The sequence below is a fragment of the Exiguobacterium oxidotolerans JCM 12280 genome, from assembly GCF_000702625.1.
Classification (GTDB): Bacteria; Bacillota; Bacilli; order Exiguobacteriales; family Exiguobacteriaceae; genus Exiguobacterium_A; species Exiguobacterium_A oxidotolerans.
On sequence record NZ_JNIS01000001.1, the window covers coordinates 1,685,045 to 1,703,677 of the forward strand.

General features: G+C 46.3%; 33 protein-coding genes. All 33 read left to right on the top strand.

Annotated elements, in window-relative coordinates:
• The first annotated feature begins 56 nt into the window (after positions 1-56).
• The 33 genes from P403_RS0108565 (at position 57) to rpsK (ending at position 18,607) form a co-directional block, all read left to right on the top strand.
• Positions 57-308 carry a ribosomal L7Ae/L30e/S12e/Gadd45 family protein gene (locus tag P403_RS0108565; RefSeq protein ID WP_029332255.1) on the top strand — a complete coding sequence of 84 codons (252 nt, stop codon included), beginning with the start codon at positions 57-59 and terminating at the stop codon, positions 306-308.
• A gap of 125 nt (positions 309-433) precedes the next feature.
• A complete protein-coding gene (rpsL, locus tag P403_RS0108570; protein ID WP_012369004.1) occupies positions 434-856 on the top strand; it encodes a 30S ribosomal protein S12 in 423 nt (140 codons plus the stop codon).
• A 49-nt stretch (positions 857-905) separates the two neighbouring features.
• Positions 906-1,376 (top strand): 30S ribosomal protein S7, encoded by a 471-nt coding sequence (rpsG, locus tag P403_RS0108575; protein WP_023466623.1) that lies wholly within the window; start codon positions 906-908, stop codon positions 1,374-1,376.
• 124 nt (positions 1,377-1,500) lie between these two features.
• Positions 1,501-3,579 (top strand): elongation factor G, encoded by a 2,079-nt coding sequence (gene fusA, locus P403_RS0108580; protein WP_029332256.1) that lies wholly within the window; start codon positions 1,501-1,503, stop codon positions 3,577-3,579.
• A gap of 118 nt (positions 3,580-3,697) precedes the next feature.
• Positions 3,698-4,885, top strand: coding sequence for an elongation factor Tu (gene tuf / locus P403_RS0108585; RefSeq protein ID WP_029332257.1), 1,188 nt, complete (start codon positions 3,698-3,700; stop codon positions 4,883-4,885).
• A gap of 317 nt (positions 4,886-5,202) precedes the next feature.
• Positions 5,203-5,511: a 30S ribosomal protein S10 gene (rpsJ, locus tag P403_RS0108590; protein WP_029332258.1), complete on the top strand. Its 309-nt coding sequence runs from the start codon at positions 5,203-5,205 to the stop codon at positions 5,509-5,511.
• Positions 5,512-5,579: 68 nt separating this feature from the next.
• Positions 5,580-6,206 carry a 50S ribosomal protein L3 gene (gene rplC, locus P403_RS0108595; protein WP_029332259.1) on the top strand — a complete coding sequence of 209 codons (627 nt, stop codon included), beginning with the start codon at positions 5,580-5,582 and terminating at the stop codon, positions 6,204-6,206.
• Positions 6,207-6,235: 29 nt separating this feature from the next.
• Positions 6,236-6,859, top strand: coding sequence for a 50S ribosomal protein L4 (gene rplD / locus P403_RS0108600; protein ID WP_029332260.1), 624 nt, complete (start codon positions 6,236-6,238; stop codon positions 6,857-6,859).
• Positions 6,859-7,143 carry a 50S ribosomal protein L23 gene (rplW, locus tag P403_RS0108605; RefSeq protein WP_029332261.1) on the top strand — a complete coding sequence of 95 codons (285 nt, stop codon included), beginning with the start codon at positions 6,859-6,861 and terminating at the stop codon, positions 7,141-7,143. The genes rplD and rplW overlap by 1 nt, the downstream gene beginning before the upstream one ends.
• 32 nt (positions 7,144-7,175) lie before the next feature.
• A complete protein-coding gene (gene rplB / locus P403_RS0108610) occupies positions 7,176-8,006 on the top strand; it encodes a 50S ribosomal protein L2 (protein ID WP_029332262.1) in 831 nt (276 codons plus the stop codon).
• A 63-nt stretch (positions 8,007-8,069) separates the two neighbouring features.
• Positions 8,070-8,348 (top strand): 30S ribosomal protein S19, encoded by a 279-nt coding sequence (gene rpsS / locus P403_RS0108615; protein ID WP_029332263.1) that lies wholly within the window; start codon positions 8,070-8,072, stop codon positions 8,346-8,348.
• Positions 8,349-8,368: 20 nt separating this feature from the next.
• Complete coding sequence (gene rplV / locus P403_RS0108620) at positions 8,369-8,701, top strand: 50S ribosomal protein L22 (RefSeq protein WP_029332264.1); 333 nt, start codon at positions 8,369-8,371, stop codon at positions 8,699-8,701.
• 12 nt (positions 8,702-8,713) lie between these two features.
• Positions 8,714-9,370 (top strand): 30S ribosomal protein S3, encoded by a 657-nt coding sequence (rpsC, locus tag P403_RS0108625; protein WP_026834299.1) that lies wholly within the window; start codon positions 8,714-8,716, stop codon positions 9,368-9,370.
• A 33-nt stretch (positions 9,371-9,403) separates the two neighbouring features.
• The gene (gene rplP, locus P403_RS0108630) at positions 9,404-9,841 is read left to right on the top strand and encodes a 50S ribosomal protein L16 (protein WP_012369016.1); all 438 of its coding nucleotides are present in this window, start codon (positions 9,404-9,406) and stop codon (positions 9,839-9,841) included.
• A complete protein-coding gene (rpmC, locus tag P403_RS0108635) occupies positions 9,828-10,031 on the top strand; it encodes a 50S ribosomal protein L29 (RefSeq protein ID WP_012369017.1) in 204 nt (67 codons plus the stop codon). The genes rplP and rpmC overlap by 14 nt, the downstream gene beginning before the upstream one ends.
• Positions 10,032-10,062: 31 nt before the next feature.
• Positions 10,063-10,326 carry a 30S ribosomal protein S17 gene (rpsQ, locus tag P403_RS0108640; RefSeq protein ID WP_014969155.1) on the top strand — a complete coding sequence of 88 codons (264 nt, stop codon included), beginning with the start codon at positions 10,063-10,065 and terminating at the stop codon, positions 10,324-10,326.
• A 48-nt stretch (positions 10,327-10,374) separates the two neighbouring features.
• Positions 10,375-10,743: a 50S ribosomal protein L14 gene (rplN, locus tag P403_RS0108645; protein WP_012369019.1), complete on the top strand. Its 369-nt coding sequence runs from the start codon at positions 10,375-10,377 to the stop codon at positions 10,741-10,743.
• Positions 10,744-10,777: 34 nt separating this feature from the next.
• Positions 10,778-11,089 (top strand): 50S ribosomal protein L24, encoded by a 312-nt coding sequence (gene rplX, locus P403_RS0108650; RefSeq protein WP_029332265.1) that lies wholly within the window; start codon positions 10,778-10,780, stop codon positions 11,087-11,089.
• Positions 11,090-11,120: 31 nt separating this feature from the next.
• A complete protein-coding gene (gene rplE / locus P403_RS0108655; protein ID WP_029332266.1) occupies positions 11,121-11,660 on the top strand; it encodes a 50S ribosomal protein L5 in 540 nt (179 codons plus the stop codon).
• 14 nt (positions 11,661-11,674) lie between these two features.
• A complete protein-coding gene (gene rpsN, locus P403_RS0108660) occupies positions 11,675-11,944 on the top strand; it encodes a 30S ribosomal protein S14 (protein ID WP_012369022.1) in 270 nt (89 codons plus the stop codon).
• Positions 11,945-11,975: 31 nt separating this feature from the next.
• Positions 11,976-12,374 (top strand): 30S ribosomal protein S8, encoded by a 399-nt coding sequence (gene rpsH / locus P403_RS0108665; RefSeq protein WP_012369023.1) that lies wholly within the window; start codon positions 11,976-11,978, stop codon positions 12,372-12,374.
• A 31-nt stretch (positions 12,375-12,405) separates the two neighbouring features.
• A complete protein-coding gene (gene rplF, locus P403_RS0108670) occupies positions 12,406-12,942 on the top strand; it encodes a 50S ribosomal protein L6 (protein ID WP_029332267.1) in 537 nt (178 codons plus the stop codon).
• Between the two features lie 37 nt (positions 12,943-12,979).
• Complete coding sequence (gene rplR / locus P403_RS0108675; RefSeq protein ID WP_029332268.1) at positions 12,980-13,330, top strand: 50S ribosomal protein L18; 351 nt, start codon at positions 12,980-12,982, stop codon at positions 13,328-13,330.
• Between the two features lie 22 nt (positions 13,331-13,352).
• Positions 13,353-13,853 carry a 30S ribosomal protein S5 gene (rpsE, locus tag P403_RS0108680; protein WP_012369026.1) on the top strand — a complete coding sequence of 167 codons (501 nt, stop codon included), beginning with the start codon at positions 13,353-13,355 and terminating at the stop codon, positions 13,851-13,853.
• Positions 13,854-13,871: 18 nt separating this feature from the next.
• The gene (gene rpmD / locus P403_RS0108685; protein ID WP_012369027.1) at positions 13,872-14,057 is read left to right on the top strand and encodes a 50S ribosomal protein L30; all 186 of its coding nucleotides are present in this window, start codon (positions 13,872-13,874) and stop codon (positions 14,055-14,057) included.
• Between the two features lie 35 nt (positions 14,058-14,092).
• The gene (gene rplO, locus P403_RS0108690) at positions 14,093-14,533 is read left to right on the top strand and encodes a 50S ribosomal protein L15 (protein WP_029332269.1); all 441 of its coding nucleotides are present in this window, start codon (positions 14,093-14,095) and stop codon (positions 14,531-14,533) included.
• Positions 14,533-15,822, top strand: coding sequence for a preprotein translocase subunit SecY (gene secY / locus P403_RS0108695; RefSeq protein WP_029332270.1), 1,290 nt, complete (start codon positions 14,533-14,535; stop codon positions 15,820-15,822). Before rplO ends, secY begins: the two co-directional genes overlap by 1 nt.
• A 72-nt stretch (positions 15,823-15,894) precedes the next feature.
• Complete coding sequence (locus tag P403_RS0108700; protein ID WP_026834297.1) at positions 15,895-16,542, top strand: adenylate kinase; 648 nt, start codon at positions 15,895-15,897, stop codon at positions 16,540-16,542.
• Positions 16,542-17,294 carry a type I methionyl aminopeptidase gene (map, locus tag P403_RS0108705; RefSeq protein ID WP_029332271.1) on the top strand — a complete coding sequence of 251 codons (753 nt, stop codon included), beginning with the start codon at positions 16,542-16,544 and terminating at the stop codon, positions 17,292-17,294. The genes P403_RS0108700 and map overlap by 1 nt, the downstream gene beginning before the upstream one ends.
• A gap of 149 nt (positions 17,295-17,443) precedes the next feature.
• A complete protein-coding gene (gene infA, locus P403_RS0108710; RefSeq protein ID WP_012369032.1) occupies positions 17,444-17,662 on the top strand; it encodes a translation initiation factor IF-1 in 219 nt (72 codons plus the stop codon).
• 33 nt (positions 17,663-17,695) lie between these two features.
• Complete coding sequence (rpmJ, locus tag P403_RS0108715; RefSeq protein WP_003156543.1) at positions 17,696-17,809, top strand: 50S ribosomal protein L36; 114 nt, start codon at positions 17,696-17,698, stop codon at positions 17,807-17,809.
• Between the two features lie 20 nt (positions 17,810-17,829).
• Complete coding sequence (gene rpsM, locus P403_RS0108720; protein ID WP_012369033.1) at positions 17,830-18,195, top strand: 30S ribosomal protein S13; 366 nt, start codon at positions 17,830-17,832, stop codon at positions 18,193-18,195.
• A 16-nt stretch (positions 18,196-18,211) separates the two neighbouring features.
• Positions 18,212-18,607: a 30S ribosomal protein S11 gene (rpsK, locus tag P403_RS0108725; protein ID WP_029332272.1), complete on the top strand. Its 396-nt coding sequence runs from the start codon at positions 18,212-18,214 to the stop codon at positions 18,605-18,607.
• Positions 18,608-18,633: the final 26 nt, after the last annotated feature.

The window sequence follows — 18,633 nt, forward strand, 5'->3', positions numbered from 1 at the left end:
GGTGCTACTATGATATAGTGTTGCCAACCGGCCGTGTTATTTTGGAGGATATCTTCATGTCTTACAAAAAAGTAGTCGGCGCAGATTTGAAGTTTGTCGGTCAAAAGCAAACGCTCAAAGCATTGCGATCTGGCAAGGCGTCGGAAGTGATCATCGCGGATGACGCAGATGAACACGTAAAACAAGCATTGCTCGATGCGGCGAAACAAGCTAACGTTCCGGTTGTGAGCGTGCCTTCTAAGCTTGAGCTTGGTAAGGTTTGTGGAATCGATGTCGCGGCAACTGCTGTTGCCATTAAGAAAGTTTGATAATACGTTTTGTGTGGCGATGGAATGCCTGAGCCACGCAAAACGTTTCATTATGACTTTCGATGAACCACCCGGCTCGGTGGTTTTGAAACTTGTCATGAATTCAGGAAGGGAGGATCTCAAAGATGCCTACTATCAATCAATTGGTCCGTAAAGGACGTCAATCAAAAGTTGTGAAATCAGATTCGCCAGCGCTGAACAAAGGGTACAACAGCTTCATTAAAGCTCGTACTGACATCAGCTCACCACAAAAACGTGGTGTTTGTACTCGTGTAGGTACAATGACTCCGAAGAAACCGAACTCGGCTCTTCGTAAGTACGCACGTGTACGCTTGACGAACACAATGGAAGTAACAGCTTACATCCCAGGTATCGGCCACAACTTGCAAGAACACAGTGTTGTTCTTATTCGCGGAGGCCGCGTAAAAGACTTACCAGGGGTACGTTACCACATCGTTCGTGGTGCACTTGATACAGCTGGAGTTGACGGCCGTATGCAAGGTCGCTCGAAATATGGTACTAAACGTCCAAAAGCAGCAAAAAAATAATCTAGATATCTGAAGATATCACCTCACTATATGAAAGGAGGGACTCGGAATGCCACGTAAAGGTCAAGCAGAACGTCGTGATGTAATGGCTGATCCGATCTACAACTCTAAACTCGTTACCCGCCTTATCAACCGTCTTATGTTAGATGGTAAAAAAGGTACTGCTCAACAAATCTTATACAAAGCTTTCGAAACTATCGCTGAACGTTCAGGACGCGATGCAATGGAAGTTTTTGAAGAGGCGATGAACAACATCATGCCAGTTCTTGAAGTAAAAGCACGCCGTGTAGGTGGAGCTAACTATCAAGTTCCTGTCGAAGTCCGCCCTGAGCGCCGTACGACACTTGCACTTCGTTACCTCGTGAACTACTCACGTCTCCGTAACGAGAAAACTATGGATGCTCGTCTTGCTAATGAAATCATGGACGCTGCAAACAACACTGGTGCTTCTGTTAAGAAGCGCGAAGATATGCACAAAATGGCGGAAGCGAACAAAGCGTTTGCTCACTACCGCTGGTAAATCCGGAATTAACCACCTCATCTATGCCATTTTGTATGGAAATATGAGGTGGCTTTCGGGTATAGTCATGACGTGTGGCAACACACGTACACTAAATTAAAATGCGAAAGGAGAATGTTTAAAGATGGCAAGAGAATTCTCCCTTAAGAACACCCGTAATATCGGGATCATGGCCCACATCGATGCTGGTAAAACAACAACGACTGAGCGTATCCTCTATTACACGGGTCGTATCCACAAAATCGGTGAAACGCACGAAGGTGCTTCACAAATGGACTGGATGGAGCAAGAGCAAGAACGTGGAATCACGATTACATCGGCAGCAACAACTGCACAATGGAAAGGTAACCGCGTAAACATCATCGATACTCCTGGACACGTAGACTTCACTGTTGAAGTTGAACGTTCACTCCGTGTACTTGATGGTGCGGTTGCAGTACTTGATGCTCAGTCTGGTGTTGAGCCACAAACTGAGACAGTATGGCGCCAAGCTACAACTTACGGCGTACCACGTATCGTTTTCGTAAACAAAATGGATAAAATCGGTGCAGACTTCCTGTACTCGGTCGGAACGCTTCGCGATCGCCTTCAAGCGAACGCACATGCAATCCAAATTCCAATCGGCGCGGAAGATGAATTCAAAGGAATCATCGACCTCGTTGAAAAGAAAACATACATGTACGGTAACGACATCGGTACTGATATCGAAGTAACGGATGGTTTCCCTGCAGAATTCGCAGATGAAGCTGAAGAACTTCGTGCATCATTAATCGAAGCAGTTGCTGATTACGAAGAAGAAATGATGATGAAATACCTCGAGGGCGAGGAAATTTCAATCGAAGAGTTAAAAGCGGGTATCCGTAAAGCGACTCTTACAGTTGATTTCTACCCTGTACTCGTTGGTTCGGCATTTAAGAACAAAGGTGTTCAGCTTATGCTTGACGCAGTTCTTGACTACCTCCCATCACCAGTCGACGTAAAAGCAATCACAGGAATTAACATGGATACAGATGAAGAGATCGTTCGTGAGTCTACTGACGAAGCGCCATTCTCTGCACTTGCATTCAAAGTTATGACTGACCCGTATGTTGGTAAATTAACGTTCTTCCGTGTGTACTCTGGTACAGCTTCGGCAGGATCATACGTTAAGAACTCAACAAAAGGTAAACGTGAGCGTCTTGGACGTATCCTTCAAATGCACGCGAACAGCCGTGAGGAGATCCCAATGGTCTTCGCTGGTGACATCGCTGCAGCTGTAGGTCTTAAAGATACGACTACTGGTGATACGCTTTGTTCTGAGAAAGACAACGTCGTTCTCGAATCAATGACATTCCCAGAACCAGTTATCTCGGTCGCGATCGAACCAAAAACGAAAGCCGACCAAGATAAAATGGGTCAAGCACTTGCTAAGCTTGCTGAAGAGGATCCAACGTTCCGCACTGAAACAAACCCAGAGACTGGTCAAACGATCATCTCAGGTATGGGTGAGCTTCACCTCGACATCATCGTTGACCGTATGCGTCGCGAGTTCAAAGTCGAAGCTAACGTTGGTGCTCCACAAGTAGCTTACCGTGAAACGATTCGCCAAGCGGCGAAAATCGATTCTAAGTTCGCTCGTCAATCAGGTGGTCGTGGTCAGTATGGTCACGTCGTCGTAGAATTCGAGCCGAACGAAGAAGGTGCTGGCTTCGAGTTCAACAACAAAATCGTCGGTGGTGTTGTTCCACGTGAATACATCCCAGCGGTTGAAAACGGAATCGAAGAAGCTCTTCAAAACGGTATCCTTGCTGGTTATCCAGTAGTTGACGTTAAAGCAGCACTCGTTTTCGGTTCATACCACGATGTCGACTCAAACGAGATGGCATTTAAAATCGCGGCTTCAATGGCCGTCAAACAACTTAAAGATAAGAGCGGCGCTGTTATCCTTGAGCCAATGATGAAAGTTGAAATCGTCATCCCAGACGAATACATGGGAGACATCATGGGTGACGTTACGTCACGCCGTGGACGCGTTGAAGGTATGGAAGCTCGTGGGAACGCACAAGTCGTTCGCTCGATGATTCCACTTTCGGAAATGTTCGGATATGCAACAGGGCTTCGTTCGCGCACACAAGGTCGCGGTACGTACTCAATGCACTTCGATCACTACGAAGAAGTACCGAAATCAGTTGCTGAAGAAATCATCAAAAAATCAAACGGCTAATCCTTCACAGGTTGTCACGATTATTTGATTAGTGTAAGCTAAGGAAGGTGTACGTTATTCGACGATTCACCTTCCTAGTTATAAAAATATTATTAGACACATAGAGGAGGAATTCAGAATGGGTAAAGAAAAATTCGACCGTTCTAAACCGCACGTTAACGTTGGTACAATTGGCCACGTCGACCACGGTAAAACAACTTTGACAGCAGCTATCTCAGCTGTACTTGCAAAATCACAAGGTAAAGCTGCAACTAAGTTTGACCAAATCGATGGTGCTCCAGAAGAGCGCGAGCGCGGTATCACAATCGCAACAGCTCACATCGAGTACGAAACAGAAAAACGCCACTATGCACACGTTGACTGCCCAGGTCACGCTGACTATGTTAAAAACATGATCACTGGTGCTGCACAAATGGACGGCGCGATCCTCGTTGTTTCTGCAACTGATGGTCCAATGCCACAAACACGTGAGCACATCTTGCTTTCACGTCAAGTAGGTGTTCCTTTCATCGTCGTATTCATGAACAAAGTCGACATGGTTGACGACGAAGAGCTTCTTGAACTCGTTGAAATGGAAATCCGCGAACTTCTTTCTGAGTATGACTTCCCAGGCGATGACCTCCCAGTCATCCAAGGATCTGCTCTCGGCGCGCTTAACGGCGAAGCTAAATGGGAAGAAAAAATCTTGGAACTCATGACAGCTGTTGATGAGTACATCCCTGAGCCAACTCGCGACACTGAAAAAGACTTCATGATGCCAGTTGAGGATGTTTTCTCAATCACTGGTCGTGGTACAGTAGCTACTGGCCGCGTTGAGCGTGGAGTTCTTAAAGTCAACGACGAGATCGAAATCGTTGGTCTTCACGAAGAAACTAAAAAATCAGTATGTACTGGTGTAGAGATGTTCCGTAAGCTTCTTGACTATGCTGAAGCTGGCGACAACATCGGAGCTCTTCTTCGTGGTGTATCACGTGACGACATCGAGCGTGGACAAGTTCTCGCGAAACCAAACACAATCACACCGCACAAAACTTTCAAAGCGCAAGTTTATATCCTTTCAAAAGAAGAGGGTGGCCGTCACACGCCATTCTTCGGTAACTACCGTCCACAGTTCTACTTCCGTACAACTGACGTAACTGGTATGTGCCAACTTCCTGAAGGTACTGAAATGGTTATGCCTGGGGACAACATCGAATTGACTGTTGAACTCATCGCGCCAATCGCTCTTGAAAAAGAAACTCGTTTCTCAATCCGTGAAGGTGGCCGTACAGTAGGCGCTGGATCAGTTACAGAAATCGTTGAGTAATTTTTAAGCAAAAAGGTCTTCCGTCTCCCGTGACGGAAGACCTTTTCTTGTTTCTTTAAAAAACAGTCTTGCAACATGGTCAGACATCTTATATACTGAGGAAAGTGTTTGTGCGAGTGGTGAGAGACTTGAAAACAAGTTCTAAATTATTTTTCTTGCATTCTTGCTTGGAATTAAGTAAACTAGAATATGTTGGTCACAAACACAACGCGATGAAGCGGGAGGTTATGACACACCAGGCGGCATTGCCATGGCTAGTGTGGAAATTTCCGCGGAGAATGTCTATTTACGAAATAGGCGAAAAGGAGGGAAACAACATGGCAAATGAAAAAATTCGGATCCGTTTGAAAGCATACGATCACCGCGTGCTTGATCAATCGGCTGAGAAGATTGTCGACACAGCAAAACGTTCTGGTGCTACTGTATCTGGACCGATCCCACTCCCAACGGAGAAAGCGATCTACACAGTACTTCGTGCCGTTCACAAGTACAAAGATGCTCGTGAGCAGTTCGAAATGCGTACACACAAACGTTTGATCGACATCGTTAACCCAACACCGAAAACAGTTGATGCGCTTATGCGTCTTGAACTTCCATCGGGCGTTGACATTGAAATCAAACTTTAATTTTTCTTCTATAAATAGTTGATACTAGCCAGAAGATCAAAATCATTCAATATTAGGAGGTGTATCTCATGGCTAAAGGAATCTTAGGAACTAAACTCGGTATGACACAAATCTTCAACGAGTCAGGCGAAGTAGTACCAGTTACTGTCGTTTCAGTAGAAGGTAACGTTGTTCTTCAATTGAAGACAATGGAAGTGGACGGTTACGAAGCAGTCCAACTCGGCTTTGGTGATATCAAAGAAGGTCGTCAAAACAAACCGCAAAAAGGTCACGCTGCGAAAGCAAGTGCGACACCTAAGCGCTTCATTAAAGAAATCCGTACATCTGTAACAGATTTCGAAATCGGTCAAGAGATTAAAGCAGATACTTTCGCTGCAGGCGAAATGGTTGATGTAACAGGTACGTCGAAAGGTAAAGGTTTCGCTGGAGCAATCAAGCGTCACAACCAATCACGTGGTCCAATGGCTCACGGTTCGCGTTACCACCGTCGCCCAGGTTCAATGGGTCCTGTCGCTCCAAACCGTGTATTCAAAGGGAAATTGCTCCCAGGACGCATGGGTGGAGAACAAATCACTGTTCAAAACCTTGAAATCGTAAAAGTTGATGTAGAACGTGGCTTACTCCTCGTCAAGGGTGCTATCCCAGGCGCACGTAAGAGCCAAGTTGTCGTCAAAACTGCGGTTAAAGGCAACTAATCCGTTTGCAAGGAAAGGAGGAATAACGAATGCCTAAAGTAGCTTTGCTTAACCAAACAGGTACACAAGTTGGAGATATTGAGCTCGCAGATGCCGTTTTCGGAATCGAGCCAAACGAAGCAGTCGTATACGATGCAATCGTCATGCAACAAGCTTCACGTCGCCAAGGTACACATGATACAAAAGGTCGCTCGGAAGTTCGCGGTGGCGGCCGTAAACCATGGAAACAAAAAGGTACTGGTCGTGCACGCCAAGGTTCGATCCGTTCGCCACAATGGGTTGGCGGTGGAACAGTCTTCGGTCCAACACCACGTTCGTACGCTTATAAACTTCCTAAAAAGGTTCGTCGTCTCGCATTACGTTCAGCACTTTCTTCGAAAGTCGCTAACAACGAGTTCATCGTTCTTGAAGGTTTGACAATCGATGCTCCGAAAACAAAAGATATGATTTCGGTCTTCGCTGCTCTTTCAATCGAACGTAAAGTTCTTGTCGTTACTGCTGATTACAACGAGACAGTCGTTCTTTCAACACGCAACATTCCTGGTGTCACAGTCGTTGACGCTGCTGGAGTAAACGTCCTTGATCTTGTCGGACACGACAAAGTCATCTTCACGAAGGATGCAGTTGCGAGAGTAGAGGAGGTGCTTGCATAATGGCACATACACACGACATTATCAAACGTCCTGTAATTACTGAACGCTCAGTGAACCAAATGGCTGAGAAAAAGTACACGTTCGAAGTAGACGTGAAGGCATCTAAGACTCAAATCAAAGATGCTGTTGAAGCGATTTTCGGCGTTAAAGTTGAAAAAATCAACACACTTATCTCAAAACCAAAAGCAAAACGCGTAGGTCGTCACGCTGGTTACACAGCACGCCGCAAAAAAGCGGTCGTCACGCTTACTGCAGATAGCAAAGAACTCGATTACCTCGGTTAATCGGTACTCTGTAGAAAAGGAGGGAACTCTCGATGGGAATTAAAAAGTTTAAACCGACCACTAACGGTCGTCGTAACATGACTGCACTCGACTTTGCTGAAATTACGGCTTCACGTCCTGAAAAATCGTTAACTGAAAAGCTTTCGAAAAAGGGCGGACGTAACAACCAAGGTCGCTTGACAGTACGTCACCAAGGTGGCGGACACAAACGTAAATACCGTATCATCGACTTCAAACGTAACAAGGATGGCATCGCTGGCCGTATCGCTACAATCGAGTACGATCCGAACCGCTCTGCAAACATCGCTCTTGTACACTACATCGATGGTGAAAAACGCTACATCCTCGCACCTAAAGGATTGAAAGTTGACATGCAAATCATGTCAGGAGCAGAAGCTGACATTAAAGTCGGTAACGCTCTTCCGCTTGTAAACATCCCAGTTGGTACGTTGATCCACAACATCGAACTTAAGCCTGGTAAAGGTGGTCAGTTGGTACGTTCAGCTGGTACTTCTGCTCAGCTTCTCGGTAAAGATGGTAAATACGCGATTGTTCGTCTTCAATCAGGCGAAACACGTATGATCCTTGCTACTTGCCGTGCTACAATCGGCGCTGTCGGTAATGAAGAGCATGAGCTCGTCAATATCGGTAAAGCTGGTCGTTCACGCTGGCTCGGAAAACGTCCTACAGTTCGTGGTTCTGTAATGAACCCAGTTGATCACCCACACGGTGGTGGTGAAGGACGTGCTCCAATCGGTCGTTCGGGCCCACTTACTCCTTGGGGTAAACCGGCACTCGGATACAAAACTCGTAAGAAAAACAAAGCGAGCGATAAATACATCGTCCGCCGTTCTAAAAAATAATTACGTGATTTCTGAACGGTTCGTAGGAACCGTTCCTGAATCATGCCAAAGGGAGGTACAACTATGGGTCGCAGCTTGAAAAAAGGTCCATTTGCAGATCACCATTTGCTCGCTAAGGTTGACAAAGCCAACGAAGCTGGTGACAAGCATGTTATCAAAACTTGGTCACGCCGCTCGACAATCTTCCCAGAGTTCATCGGTCACACGATCGCTGTCTACGATGGTCGTAAACACGTACCGGTTTACATGACAGAAGATATGGTCGGTCACAAACTTGGTGAATTCGCGCCAACTCGTTCTTATAAAGGACATGCTGGTAACGATAAGAAGACGAAACGTTAATCTGAGGGGAGGTACTCATTATGCAATCAAAAGCATCGGCTAATATGGTTCGCATTGCTCCTCGTAAGGCACGTCTCGTAGTAGACTTAATCCGCGGGAAGCAAATCGGCGAAGCTCTTTCGATTCTTGCTTACACGAACAAGGCAGCAACGCCAATCGTTGAAAAAGCATTGAAATCGGCAATCGCGAACGCTGAGCACAACTTCGACATGAACATCGAAAACCTCGTAGTAACAGAGGCTTACGTCAACGAAGGTCCAACGCTCAAACGTTTCCGCCCACGTGCAATGGGTCGCGCAAGCCGTATCAACAAACGTACGAGCCACGTTCACATCGTGGTATCTGAAAAATAAGGAGGGATTACCGTGGGTCAGAAGATTAACCCAACTGGTCTTCGCGTAGGTATCATCAAAGACTGGGAATCACGTTGGTTCGCAGATAAAGACTATGCTGATCTCCTTCATGAAGACTACGTAGTTCGTGAATATATCGAAAAACGTCTTAAAGACGCTAGTGTTTCTAAAATTGAAATCGAGCGCGCTGCAAACCGCTTGAACATTTCACTTCACACTGCTAAACCTGGTATGGTTATCGGTAAAGGCGGTTCTGAAATCGAAACACTTCGTACAGACATCACTAACCTTGCAAAAGGCAAACGCGTTCACGTTAACGTCGTTGAAGTGAAAAACCCGGATGCAGTTGCTAAACTTGTCGCTGAAAACATCGCTCGCCAACTTGAAGGCCGCGTATCTTTCCGTCGTGCAATGAAGCAATCAATCCAACGTTCTATGCGTTCAGGTATCAAAGGAATCAAGACTGAAGTTTCTGGTCGTCTTGGTGGCGCTGATATCGCTCGTTCAGAGAAGTATTCAGAAGGAACAGTTCCACTTCATACACTCCGTGCAGACATCGATTACGGTACTGCTGAAGCTGATACAACTTACGGCAAAATTGGCGTAAAAGTATGGCTCCACCACGGTGAAGTGCTTCCTACTAAAAAAGCAGCATCTAACGAACAATAATCCACATCCGTCTAGGGAAGGAGGCAACACAACATGTTGTTACCAAAACGTGTAAAATATCGTCGTGTTCACCGCGGCAACATGCGTGGTAAAGCGAAACGTGGTACTACAGTACACTTCGGCGAGTTCGGTATCCAAGCTCAAGAAGCTAGCTGGATCACTAGCCGTCAAATCGAATCAGCGCGTATCGCGATGACTCGTTATATGAAACGTGGTGGTAAAGTGTGGATCAAGATTTTCCCACATAAACCATACACTAAAAAACCTCTTGAAGTCCGAATGGGTTCAGGTAAAGGTGCTCCGGAGGGCTGGGTTGCAGTCGTTAAACCGGGGAAAGTAATGTTCGAAATCGCAGGAGTATCGGAAGAGATCGCACGCGAAGCTCTCCGTCTTGCATCACACAAACTTCCAGTAAAATGTAAGTTCGTAAAACGTGAAGAAAATGGTGGTGATACGAATGAAAGCAACTGATCTCCGTCAGCAAACTACAGAAGAGCTCAACGGTAAAGTCGGTTCGTGGAAAGAAGAGTTGTTCAACCTTCGTTTCCAACTCGCGACTGGTCAGCTTGAGAACCCTGCTCGTATCCGTGAAGTGCGCAAGTCGATTGCACGCGCGAAAACCGTTCTTCGTGAACGCGAACTCGGCATCAACAACGCATAATTCACTCGGATTCTGAGAGGAGGAACACTCAATGGAACGCACTAACAACCGCAAAGTATTAACTGGACGCGTCGTATCTGACAAAATGGATAAAACGATCGTTGTTTCAGTTGAGACTAAAGTAAAGCACAAGCTCTACGGCAAACGCGTAAACTACTCTAAGAAGTATAAAACGCATGATGAAAGCAACACAGCTAAAATCGGTGATGTTGTACGCATTCAAGAAACACGTCCACTTTCTAAGGACAAACGTTTCCGTCTCGTAGAAGTCGTCGAAAAAGCAGTAATCATCTAAACTCTAATTAGTTCGGATGAATAAACATCCGGAGGGAGGTACAATCGTATGATTCAACAAGAATCTCGCTTGAAAGTAGCAGACAACTCAGGAGCTCGTGAAGTCTTGACGATCAAAGTCCTCGGTGGATCTGGTCGCAAAACTGCTAACATCGGTGACGTAATTGTTTGCACAGTTAAACAAGCAACACCAGGTGGCGTTGTCAAAAAAGGTGAAGTTGTACGCGCAGTAGTCGTTCGTACTAAACGTGGCGTTCGTCGTAAAGACGGTTCGTACATCCGTTTTGACGAAAATGCAGCAGTCATCATCAAAGATGATAAAAGCCCACGTGGCACACGTATCTTCGGACCAGTCGCACGCGAACTTCGTGAAAAAGACTTCATGAAGATCGTCTCGTTGGCACCGGAAGTACTTTAATTCCAAAGAATTCCTACAAGGAGGTGCTCTAACGATGCATGTCAAAAAAGGTGATAAAGTTCAGGTTATGACTGGTAAAGATAAAGGCAAACAAGGCGTTATTCTTACTGCTATGCCTAAAAAAGATCGCGTTATCGTCGAAGGCGTTAACATGATCAAAAAACACACAAAACCTTCTCAACTTAACCCGCAAGGCGGAATTGTCGAGAAAGAAGCACCGATTCACGTATCGAACGTTATGCTCATCGACCCTAAGACAGGAACTCCAACACGCGTTGGTTTCACTGTGGTTGACGGCAAGAAAGTACGTATCGCTAAAAAATCGGGCGAAGCTTTAGATAAATAAGAAGATTTAAAGAAAGGAGGTCCACTTTCTGATGAACCGTTTAAAAGCTAAATACCAAGACGAAATCGTCAAAGTAATGATGGAGAAATTCAACTATACTTCTGTAATGCAAGCGCCGAAAGTCGATAAGATCGTAATCAACATGGGTGTTGGTGACGCTGTTACGAACACGAAAGCACTTGACATGGCAGTAGAAGAGCTTCAGCTCCTCACTGGTCAGAAGCCACTCATCACGAAAGCTAAGAAATCAATCGCTGGTTTCAAACTTCGTGAAGGTATGCCAATCGGTGCGAAGGTTACACTTCGCGGAGAGCGCATGTTCGAATTCCTCGACAAGTTGATCAACGTGTCACTTCCACGTGTACGTGACTTCCGTGGTGTATCGAAGAAATCATTCGATGGCCGTGGTAACTACACGCTAGGCGTGAAGGAACAATTGATCTTCCCAGAGATCGACTACGATCGCGTATCTAAAGTCCGTGGTATGGACATCGTTATCGTAACTACTGCTAATACGGATGAAGAGTCTCGTGAGCTTCTCACAGCACTCGGCATGCCATTCCAAAAATAAGGGAGGCCGCACACATGGCTAAGAAATCAATGATCGCACGTGAAGTAAAACGCCAAGCACTCGTAGAGCGCTACGCTGAACAACGCGCAGAATTGAAAGCACAAGGCGACTACATCGGCTTGAGCAAACTCCCACGTAACTCTTCAGCGGTTCGTTTACACAACCGTTGCAGTATCACTGGCCGTCCACACGGTTACATTGGTAAATTCGGTATCAGCCGTATTAAGTTCCGTGATCTTGCTCATAAAGGTCAAATCCCTGGTGTTAAAAAAGCAAGCTGGTAATTCATTAAAGTTGTGAAAGGAGGTACATCGCATGGTTATGACAGATCCGATTGCAGATATGCTTACACGCATTCGTAATGCAAACATGGTTCGCCATGAGAAGTTGGAAATGCCAGCTTCTACAATCAAACGTGAAGTCGCTGAAATCCTCAAACGTGAAGGTTTCATCCGCGATGTTGAATATCTCGAGGACAGCAAACAAGGTACGCTCCGCGTATTCCTTAAGTACGGCGCAAGCAACGAACGCGTCATCACTGGACTCAAACGTATCTCGAAACCAGGTCTTCGCGTTTACGCGAAAGCTGATGAAATCCCGAAAGTACTCGGTGGTCTCGGAATCGCTATCGTTTCAACATCTAAAGGTGTTATGACAGACAAAGAAGCTCGCCAACAAAAAGTCGGCGGCGAAGTGATCGCATACATCTGGTAATTCACGCATAAAAAGAACGGAGGTGTCTTAAATGTCACGTATTGGTAAAAAGCCGGTCGTTATCCCAGCAGGCGTTACAGTAACAGTTGAAAACAGCACAGTTACAGTAAAAGGTCCTAAAGGTGAACTCACACGTGAGTTCAACCCGACTATGGCTATCAACGTAGAAGGTAATGAATTGACTGTCGTTCGTCCAAACGACGAAAAGGCTAACCGTACAATTCACGGAACGACTCGTGCGCTTATCGCGAACATGGTCGAAGGTGTAAACAACGGTTTTGCTAAGACACTTGATATCCAAGGTGTTGGTTACCGTGCTCAAAAGCAAGGTAACAAAATCGTACTCAACCTCGGTTACTCACACCCAATCGAGTACACTCCGGAACAAGGCATTGAAGTCGAAGTTCCTACGAATACGCAAATCATCATCCGCGGAATCAACAAAGAGCGTGTTGGACACGTTGCTGCATTGATTCGTTCGTACCGTCAACCTGAGCCGTACAAAGGTAAAGGAATTCGTTACAGTGATGAAGTCGTTCGTCGTAAAGAAGGTAAAACAGGTAAGTAATTCGTTGATACGAATTGACCGGAAAGGAGTGGCATAAATGATCTCAAAGGCAGACAAAAACGCTACGCGTAAAAAGCGTCATGGTCGTGTACGTCGTACAATCATCGGGACTGCAACACGTCCACGCATGAACGTATTCCGTTCGAACAAGAACATTTACGTACAAGTCATTGACGATGCAACACATGCAACACTCGCATCTGCATCATCACTCGATCTTGAAAAAGGCAACACAGCTGACGCTGCAACAGCAGTCGGTAAGCTCGCAGCTGAACGCGCTCTTGAAAAAGGTATTGAAACAGTCGTTTTCGACCGTGGAGGATATCTCTATCATGGACGTATCAAAGCTGTAGCTGAAGCAGCTCGTGAAGCTGGTCTCAAATTCTAATAGAAAAGGAGGGAACCTCTACATGCGCCAGTTAGAAATTAACATGGATCAACTCGAAGAACGCGTTGTTACTGTAAACCGCGTCGCGAAAGTAGTAAAAGGTGGCCGTCGCTTCCGTTTTGCTGCACTCGTCGTCGTAGGTGACAAGAATGGTCACGTAGGTTTCGGTACGGGTAAAGCTCAGGAAGTGCCTGAAGCGATCCGTAAAGCAATCGAAGATGCAAAGAAAAACATGGTTAACGTTCCAATCGTTAACACTACAATTCCACACGAAATCAACGGAATTTTCGGTGCAGGTCACGTCTTCTTGAAACCTGCTTCTGAAGGTACTGGAGTCATCGCTGGTGGCCCAGTTCGTGCGGTTCTCGAATTAGCGGGAATCAACGACATTCTTTCGAAATCACTTGGATCAAGCACTCCAATCAACATGGTTCGTGCGACTGTTAAAGGTCTCACTTCACTTAAACGTGCTGAAGACGTTGCGAAACTCCGCGGTAAAACCGTCGAAGAACTTCGCGGTTAAGAAAGGGAGGGAATACAGATGGCGAAACTCGCAGTTACCCTCACACGCAGCATGATCGGTCGTCCGGAGAACCAACGCGTTACTACTCGTACGCTTGGTCTCCGTAAGATGCACCAAACTGTTGTCGTACCTGACAACGCTGCTATGCGTGGGATGATTAACCACGTGTCACACTTATTGACAGTTAAAGAAATTCAAGAGTAATAGAACGATATAATTTTATGAGGAGGTGCCCCACTATGAAACTCCATGAATTGAAACCAGCTGCTGGTTCACGTTCAGAACGCAACCGTGTAGGTCGCGGTATGTCTTCTGGTAACGGTAAGACTTCTGGCCGTGGTCACAAAGGTCAAAAAGCTCGTTCAGGCGGTGGTGTTCGTCCAGGTTTCGAAGGTGGACAAAACCCACTTTTCCGTCGTTTACCAAAACGCGGCTTCAACAACCCAACTCGTAAAGAGTTCGCGGTTATCAACCTTGACACACTTAACCGTTTTGAAGAAGGAACTGAAGTAACTCCTGAACTTCTTATCGAGACTCGCGCAGTCAAAGGTATGAAAGACGGCGTTAAGATCCTTTCAAACGGCAAGATTGAAAAGAAATTGACTGTAAAAGCTCACAAGTTCTCCGAAGCTGCGAAGCAAGCGATCGAAGCTGCCGGCGGTACGGTTGAGGTGATCTAATGTTTCAAGCGATCTCCAATATGTGGCGCGTAGCTGACATCCGTCAGCGCATTCTGTTTACTCTCGCATTGATTATCGTGTTCCGAATCGGAGCGCATATCCCAGTGCCGATGGTAAACACTGAAGTATTCAAGATAGACGACAACGGTGTTCTCGGCTTCTTGAATTCCTTCGGTGGGAATGCTTTGAAGAATTTCTCGCTCTTTGCGATGGGAATCATGCCGTATATCACGGCTTCAATCGTTGTCCAACTCTTACAGATGGACGTTGTTCCAAAGTTTGCCGAATGGGCAAAACAAGGAGAGGCGGGCCGTAAGAAGTTAGCAACGGTAACGCGCTATGGAACGATCGTACTCGGCTTAGTCCAAGCGTTTGGAATCGCGCTTGGATTTAACCGTATCTACCCAGGTCTTGTCGATGAACAATTCGGCACTTGGACGTACGTTATGATTGCACTTGTTTTGACGGCTGGTACAGCGTTCTTGATGTTCCTCGGTGAACTCATCACGGAGAAGGGCATTGGTAACGGGATATCAATGATCATCTTCGCTGGGATTGTCGCAGGCTTCCCGAATGCGTTCCGCCAGATCTACGAAACAAAGCTCCAAAATGCAGGGGATGCTTTGTTCGTCAACGTGCTTTATATCGTACTGTTGCTTTTAATCATCATCGCGGTCATCGTCGGTGTCATCTATGTGCAGCAAGCTGCACGTAAGATTCCGATTCAGTACGCTAAGCGTACGGTGAACCGTGCACCAGTAGGCGGTCAATCGACACACTTGCCGATTAAGCTGAATGCTGCTGGTGTTATCCCAGTTATCTTCGCGGTGTCGTTCATGGTGACTCCACCAACGGTTGCAAGTTTCTTTGCGAGTCCGGAAACAGCGACGAAAATTCGTGACATCTTCGACTATACGAGTCCAATCGGAATGTCGATTTATGTTGCGTTGATCATCGCCTTCTCGTACTTCTACACATTCGTTCAGGTCAACCCGGAACAAATGGCAGAGAACCTTCAAAAACAAGGCGGATACATTCCTGGTATTCGTCCTGGTAAGCAAACGGAACAATACATCACGAAGATCTTGTACCGTCTGACATTCTTCGGTTCGCTCTTCCTTGCTGTCATCGCGGTAACGCCAACGTTCTTTATTAAGTTCGCTGGTTTACCGAACTCGGTGCAGATTGGTGGAACAAGCTTGCTGATTGTCATCGGTGTAGGTCTTGAGACGATGAAACAGATTGAAAGTCAACTGGTTAAACGACACTACAAAGGCTTTATCCGATAAGGCGGGAGGAAGGGGACCATCCCTTTCCTTTCTGTTGTGTCTATAGAGTCTATAGAAGTGGAGGCTACCGACATGAATCTTGTATTGATGGGCTTGCCGGGTGCTGGAAAAGGGACGCAGGCTGCGAAAATTATCGAAGACTACGCCATTCCACACATCTCGACAGGCGACATGTTCCGCGCGGCGATCAAAGATCAAACACCGCTCGGGCAGGAAGCGAAATCGTACATGGATAAAGGGGAACTCGTTCCGGATGAAGTCACAATCGGCATCGTACGTGAACGTCTCGCCAAAGAAGACTGTGCAAATGGTTTTCTTCTTGACGGTTTCCCACGCACAGTGAAACAAGCAGATGCTCTTGAAGCATTACTTGCGGATCTTAACAAACAAATCGATCACGTCATTCACATCGGTGTCAACCCGGAGAAACTTGTCCCTCGTTTGACAGGCCGCCGGATTTGCCCGACATGTGGAGCAACGTATCACGTCATCTATAACCCACCAAAAGTGGAAGGTGTTTGTGATATCGACGGATCAGCACTTGTTCAACGTGAAGATGATCAAGAAGAAACGGTTCGCCGTCGTCTTGAAGTCAACGTCGCGCAAGCGCAACCTTTGATTGACTTTTACGCTGAAAAAGGGTATCTTCGTAATTTGGACGGTGATCGTCCGATTAATGAAGTTTATTCCGATGTTCAAGCACTTCTTGGTGGTCAGTAATGATCATTACGAAAGCGCCGCGTGAAATCGATATTATGCGTAAAGCAGGACAAATCGTCGCTCGGACGCATAAAGAGCTTAAAGCTCACATTCGTCCAGGCATCACGACGGGGCAACTCGACGCGATCGCTGAACGCTATATTCGAAGTCAAGGGGCAACACCATCGTTTAAAGGTTATAATGGGTTTACTGGTAGCATCTGCGCATCAGTAAATGAAGAACTTGTCCATGGTATTCCGGGTGACCGCGTACTCCACGATGGAGACATCATCTCGATTGATATCGGGGCGGAGTATAATGGATATCACGGAGATTCAGCCTGGACATATCCGGTCGGTACAATCTCTGAAGAGACGAAGCAGTTACTTGACGTAACTGAAGAATCTCTGTATAAAGGATTGGAGCGCGCCAAAGCTGGTGTGCACCTGACAGATATTTCGCATGCGATTCAGTCACATGTCGAAGCAGCGAATTTTTCTGTAGTCCGCGAATATGTGGGCCACGGCGTGGGACAAAATTTGCATGAAGATCCGCAAATCCCACATTATGGACCACCGGGGAAAGGGCCGCGCCTGAAAACCGGCATGACACTGGCGATTGAGCCAATGGTCAACGTCGGGAAACGCTATGTTCGCACACTATCCGACAATTGGACGGTAGTGACAGTGGACGGTAGCATGTGCGCCCACTTTGAGCACACCATCGCCATCACAGACGACGGCTACGAGATCTTAACGGTCGATGCAGAGTGAGCTGTGCGCGTTATTGGTGTCACCTTTCTATAGCCGCTATCCACTCGTGTTTGTGACCGATGATCTCTCAATGGCTACTGTAGAAAGCCCCTAAGCGCTACAAATCGTCTGGGCTCCCAATCAACTTTATAGAGAAAGGGGTATAATTGATGGCGAAACAAGATGTAATCGAAGTGGAAGGTACGGTTATCGAACCACTTCCAAATGCGATGTTTAAGGTGGAGTTAGAAAACGGCCACACGGTCCTCGCGCACGTCTCAGGAAAAATTCGGATGCACTTCATTCGGATCTTACCAGGAGATAAAGTAACAGTTGAGTTGTCACCATACGACTTAACTCGCGGACGGATCACATACCGTTTCAAATAAAAACTCCGATTTTTTCAGGAGGAGGTATTCACAATGAAAGTAAGACCTTCGGTTAAACCGATCTGTGAAAAGTGTAAAGTTATCCGCCGTAAAGGCAAAGTAATGGTTATTTGCGAAAACCCTAAGCATAAACAAAAACAAGGGTAATTAAACAAGGAGGTGCACACATGGCACGTATTGCTGGTGTAGATATTCCACGTGAGAAACGCATCGTTATCTCACTCACTTACATCTATGGTGTTGGTAAAACGACTGCTCAGAAAGTCTTGAAAGAAGCTGGTATCTCTGAAGATACTCGTACTCGTGAATTGACTGAAGAACAACTCAACCAACTTCGTGATGGTTTAGATAAAGTAAAAGTTGAGGGTGACCTTCGTCGTGAAATCTCACTCAACATCAAACGTTTGATCGAAATCGGTTGCTACCGTGGTGTTCGTCACCGTCGTGGTCTTCCAGTTCGTGGTCAAAACACTAAAAACAACTCGCGTACTCGTAAAGGCCCACGCCGTACAGTAGCGAACAAGAAGAAGTAAGGGAGGGTAAACTAATATGGCAAAACGTAAACAGAACGTTCGTAGTAAACGTAAAGTCAAAAAGAATATTGAGTCTGGTATCGTGCATATCCGTTCAACATTCAACAACACAATCGTTACGATCACTGATGTGCAAGGGAATGCAATCTCTTGGGCAACTGCAGGTAACATGGGCTTCAAAGGCTCACGTAAATCGACTCCATTCGCAGCACAACTTGCTTCTGAAACAGCTGCAAAAACTGCAATGGACAACGGTATGCGTACTGTAGAAGTCAACGTTAAAGGTCCTGGTGCAGGTCGTGAAGCTGCTATCCGTGCGCTTCAAGCAATCGGTCTCGAAGTTACAGCGATCCGTGACGTAACTCCAGTTCCACACAACGGTTGCCGCCCTCCAAAACGTCGTCGCGTGTAACCCGTCTTGTACTGCAAAGCGGGAAA

What these genes read in the sequence shown, in the direction of transcription:
- P403_RS0108565 (WP_029332255.1), top strand. Translation starts at nt 57, where the DNA reads ATGTCTTACAAAAAAGTAGTCGGCGCAGATTTGAAGTTTGTCGGTCAA.
- rpsL (WP_012369004.1), top strand. Translation starts at nt 434, where the DNA reads ATGCCTACTATCAATCAATTGGTCCGTAAAGGACGTCAATCAAAAGTT.
- rpsG (WP_023466623.1), top strand. Translation starts at nt 906, where the DNA reads ATGCCACGTAAAGGTCAAGCAGAACGTCGTGATGTAATGGCTGATCCG.
- fusA (WP_029332256.1), top strand. Translation starts at nt 1,501, where the DNA reads ATGGCAAGAGAATTCTCCCTTAAGAACACCCGTAATATCGGGATCATG.
- tuf (WP_029332257.1), top strand. Translation starts at nt 3,698, where the DNA reads ATGGGTAAAGAAAAATTCGACCGTTCTAAACCGCACGTTAACGTTGGT.
- rpsJ (WP_029332258.1), top strand. Translation starts at nt 5,203, where the DNA reads ATGGCAAATGAAAAAATTCGGATCCGTTTGAAAGCATACGATCACCGC.
- rplC (WP_029332259.1), top strand. Translation starts at nt 5,580, where the DNA reads ATGGCTAAAGGAATCTTAGGAACTAAACTCGGTATGACACAAATCTTC.
- rplD (WP_029332260.1), top strand. Translation starts at nt 6,236, where the DNA reads ATGCCTAAAGTAGCTTTGCTTAACCAAACAGGTACACAAGTTGGAGAT.
- rplW (WP_029332261.1), top strand. Translation starts at nt 6,859, where the DNA reads ATGGCACATACACACGACATTATCAAACGTCCTGTAATTACTGAACGC.
- rplB (WP_029332262.1), top strand. Translation starts at nt 7,176, where the DNA reads ATGGGAATTAAAAAGTTTAAACCGACCACTAACGGTCGTCGTAACATG.
- rpsS (WP_029332263.1), top strand. Translation starts at nt 8,070, where the DNA reads ATGGGTCGCAGCTTGAAAAAAGGTCCATTTGCAGATCACCATTTGCTC.
- rplV (WP_029332264.1), top strand. Translation starts at nt 8,369, where the DNA reads ATGCAATCAAAAGCATCGGCTAATATGGTTCGCATTGCTCCTCGTAAG.
- rplP (WP_012369016.1), top strand. Translation starts at nt 9,404, where the DNA reads ATGTTGTTACCAAAACGTGTAAAATATCGTCGTGTTCACCGCGGCAAC.
- rpmC (WP_012369017.1), top strand. Translation starts at nt 9,828, where the DNA reads ATGAAAGCAACTGATCTCCGTCAGCAAACTACAGAAGAGCTCAACGGT.
- rpsQ (WP_014969155.1), top strand. Translation starts at nt 10,063, where the DNA reads ATGGAACGCACTAACAACCGCAAAGTATTAACTGGACGCGTCGTATCT.
- rplN (WP_012369019.1), top strand. Translation starts at nt 10,375, where the DNA reads ATGATTCAACAAGAATCTCGCTTGAAAGTAGCAGACAACTCAGGAGCT.
- rplX (WP_029332265.1), top strand. Translation starts at nt 10,778, where the DNA reads ATGCATGTCAAAAAAGGTGATAAAGTTCAGGTTATGACTGGTAAAGAT.
- rplE (WP_029332266.1), top strand. Translation starts at nt 11,121, where the DNA reads ATGAACCGTTTAAAAGCTAAATACCAAGACGAAATCGTCAAAGTAATG.
- rpsN (WP_012369022.1), top strand. Translation starts at nt 11,675, where the DNA reads ATGGCTAAGAAATCAATGATCGCACGTGAAGTAAAACGCCAAGCACTC.
- rpsH (WP_012369023.1), top strand. Translation starts at nt 11,976, where the DNA reads ATGGTTATGACAGATCCGATTGCAGATATGCTTACACGCATTCGTAAT.
- rplF (WP_029332267.1), top strand. Translation starts at nt 12,406, where the DNA reads ATGTCACGTATTGGTAAAAAGCCGGTCGTTATCCCAGCAGGCGTTACA.
- rplR (WP_029332268.1), top strand. Translation starts at nt 12,980, where the DNA reads ATGATCTCAAAGGCAGACAAAAACGCTACGCGTAAAAAGCGTCATGGT.
- rpsE (WP_012369026.1), top strand. Translation starts at nt 13,353, where the DNA reads ATGCGCCAGTTAGAAATTAACATGGATCAACTCGAAGAACGCGTTGTT.
- rpmD (WP_012369027.1), top strand. Translation starts at nt 13,872, where the DNA reads ATGGCGAAACTCGCAGTTACCCTCACACGCAGCATGATCGGTCGTCCG.
- rplO (WP_029332269.1), top strand. Translation starts at nt 14,093, where the DNA reads ATGAAACTCCATGAATTGAAACCAGCTGCTGGTTCACGTTCAGAACGC.
- secY (WP_029332270.1), top strand. Translation starts at nt 14,533, where the DNA reads ATGTTTCAAGCGATCTCCAATATGTGGCGCGTAGCTGACATCCGTCAG.
- P403_RS0108700 (WP_026834297.1), top strand. Translation starts at nt 15,895, where the DNA reads ATGAATCTTGTATTGATGGGCTTGCCGGGTGCTGGAAAAGGGACGCAG.
- map (WP_029332271.1), top strand. Translation starts at nt 16,542, where the DNA reads ATGATCATTACGAAAGCGCCGCGTGAAATCGATATTATGCGTAAAGCA.
- infA (WP_012369032.1), top strand. Translation starts at nt 17,444, where the DNA reads ATGGCGAAACAAGATGTAATCGAAGTGGAAGGTACGGTTATCGAACCA.
- rpmJ (WP_003156543.1), top strand. Translation starts at nt 17,696, where the DNA reads ATGAAAGTAAGACCTTCGGTTAAACCGATCTGTGAAAAGTGTAAAGTT.
- rpsM (WP_012369033.1), top strand. Translation starts at nt 17,830, where the DNA reads ATGGCACGTATTGCTGGTGTAGATATTCCACGTGAGAAACGCATCGTT.
- rpsK (WP_029332272.1), top strand. Translation starts at nt 18,212, where the DNA reads ATGGCAAAACGTAAACAGAACGTTCGTAGTAAACGTAAAGTCAAAAAG.